Below are 2,051 nucleotides of genomic sequence, written 5' to 3'. Positions count from 1 at the left end.
AGTTAAGCTCTTCAGCGCCGATGGTACTGCACCGGGGACGGTGTGGGAGAGTAGGTCGCCGCCGGACAATCTTTCATGGGAAGGGCTGTTCTCTGACTTCGTCAGAGAACAGCCCTTTCTGTATTTCTCGACTCTTTTTCTTGCATTCCATATGCGCTTTTTCGCCCTTCGGGCGAAGCGCGTTTTCCGTGCATGTGGTTCTTCGTCACTTTTAATCGTGATTCCCGGACTTCGAGTGTCCGTGTGCGGCGCACATTCGGATGGGTTCGGTACGAGCCGTGGGGGCCATTACTCCATCCGGGTGGGGGCGGCATGGCCGGGAGTCCAAGCCGGCGCCTCGGAGCCTTCGGGAAGTGCCGCGACCTCAGTCGACACACCGGGACATCCGGGAAGCATCCGAGGCCTCAAGCGCTGAAGGGATCCCGGGTGACGCGCTCGGGCTCTCAGACGTGGAGTTCGCCCGAGAGGACGGTCACCGCCCGGCCGGACAGTTCGACGCGGTCCCCGCATACGGTCGTGCGCATCACCCCACCCCTCTCGGAGAGCTGCTCCCCGACGAGGGTCGCCGGGCCCAGCTTGGCCGTCCAGTACGGCGCCAGGGCGCAGTGGGCCGAGCCGGTGACCGGATCCTCGGGGACGCCGACCCTGGGGGCGAAGAACCGCGAGACGTAGTCGACGCCGGGACGAGCCGCCGGGGCGGTCACGATGACCCCTCGTGCGTCGACGGCCGCCAGCGCGGGGAAGTCGGGGGAGGCGGCGCGTACGGCGTCCTCGGACTCCACCTCCACGAGGTAGTCCCAGACGTTCCGGCCGACCCACAGGGGATTCACCCCCAGCGCCTCCGTCAGCCCTTCCGGCGGGTCGGCCTCCTCCAGGGGCTTGGCGGGGAAGTCCATGGTGATCAGACCGGTTTCGTCCCTGGTCACGGCGAGGATTCCGCTCTTCGTGGCGAACTTCAGGGTTTCCGGCGCTGTTCCGGTGGAATACAGGACATGCGCCGTCGCCAAGGTCGCGTGTCCGCACAGGGCCACCTCGGTCGTCGGGGTGAACCAGCGGAGCGAGTACGGCTCGCCGGCCTCTCCTCCGAGGAGGAAGGCGGTCTCGGAGTGCCGCATCTCCGCGGCGAGGGCCTGCATCCAGGCGTCCGGTGCCGGATTGTCGAGTAGGCAGACCCCTGCCGGGTTACCCTTGAAAAGCTGGTCGGTAAATGAATCGACCGTGTAGATGCGCATGTCCATAATGCTAGTCGTGAGGCAATATCCGCCCAGAAGTGGGTATGTGGGTCGGGTGGACCAGTGCGCTAGCCGTACAAAGTGGGAATAAGCCCTGGGCGTGTCGCGCGGCGAACTCCAATTCGTCGGTTACCGTCCAAGGTGGAGGGACAAGCCGGCTGCGGCGTGGTCCTGTAGGAAAGGACGAGCCGATGGGGGCAGTGCGCAAGGTGGCGACATACCTTGGCCTGGGCGATGTTGAGGACTACGACGAGTCCTACGAGTACGTGGACGACGTCGAAGGCGAGGGCGAGGACTGGCAGTCCGCGTCGGAGCGCGCGGCGAGGCGCTGGCGCTCGACGAGCGAGCCCTCACAGATCGTGATGCTGACGCCGCGCAAGTACAACGACGCGCCGCTCATCGGGCGGCATTTCCGTGACGGCCAGACGGTCATCATGGACGTCAACTGCATGAGCACCGCCGAGGCCACCCGGATGGTCGACTTCGCGGCGGGCCTGGCCTACGGCTGCGAGGGCCGCATCGAGCGCATCGCCGAGAAGGTCTTCCTGCTGGCGCCCGCCGACGTGGAGATCACCACCGGCTGATCCGGTCTTTGGAACGTGCCCGGAGGCGTCACGCCGCCTCCGGGCACGTTCGTGTCCCGCGGCGTGCGCAACCCGGCGGCCGAGTACGGCGAGGGGCCGCCTGGCCGACCGCAGTAGGCGAAAAGATCCACAAAACAGAACCTAGTAGTGCTTTGTTAGGTGGTTAGGGCGGCCGTCTGCGGCAGGTCGGGCATCGGCCTGTCCAGGCTGCCAGCAGGGCCTGCAGCTCCTTGAG

General features: G+C 66.1%; 2 protein-coding genes and 1 rRNA gene. 2 read left to right on the top strand and 1 reads right to left on the bottom strand.

Translation table 11 applies throughout. The annotated features are described in order from the left end of the window. Nucleotides 1–67: ribosomal RNA gene (rrf, locus tag ACZ6W9_RS36915) — 5S ribosomal RNA — on the top strand; the annotation flags it as partial. Between the two features lie 376 nt (nt 68–443). Here the strand turns inward: rrf and ACZ6W9_RS36910 are convergent. Then, a complete protein-coding gene (locus ACZ6W9_RS36910) occupies nt 444–1,232 on the bottom strand; it encodes a PhzF family phenazine biosynthesis protein (protein WP_389957914.1) in 789 nt (262 codons plus the stop codon). A gap of 191 nt (nt 1,233–1,423) precedes the next feature. Between ACZ6W9_RS36910 and ACZ6W9_RS36905 the strand changes: the two genes are divergently transcribed. Then, nucleotides 1,424–1,816, top strand: coding sequence for a cell division protein SepF (locus ACZ6W9_RS36905; protein WP_362947485.1), 393 nt, complete (start codon nt 1,424–1,426; stop codon nt 1,814–1,816). Nucleotides 1,817–2,051 lie beyond the last annotated feature (235 nt).

The organism is Streptosporangium sp. NPDC053982, from assembly GCF_055585205.1.
This window is presented reverse-complemented; position numbering and strand designations above follow the sequence as displayed.

Bases quoted from the DNA above. Each gene is read 5' to 3' on its own strand.
- ACZ6W9_RS36905 (WP_362947485.1), top strand. From the start codon at position 1,424: ATGGGGGCAGTGCGCAAGGTGGCGACATACCTTGGCCTGGGCGATGTT.
- ACZ6W9_RS36910 (WP_389957914.1), bottom strand. From the start codon at position 1,232: ATGCGCATCTACACGGTCGATTCATTTACCGACCAGCTTTTCAAGGGT.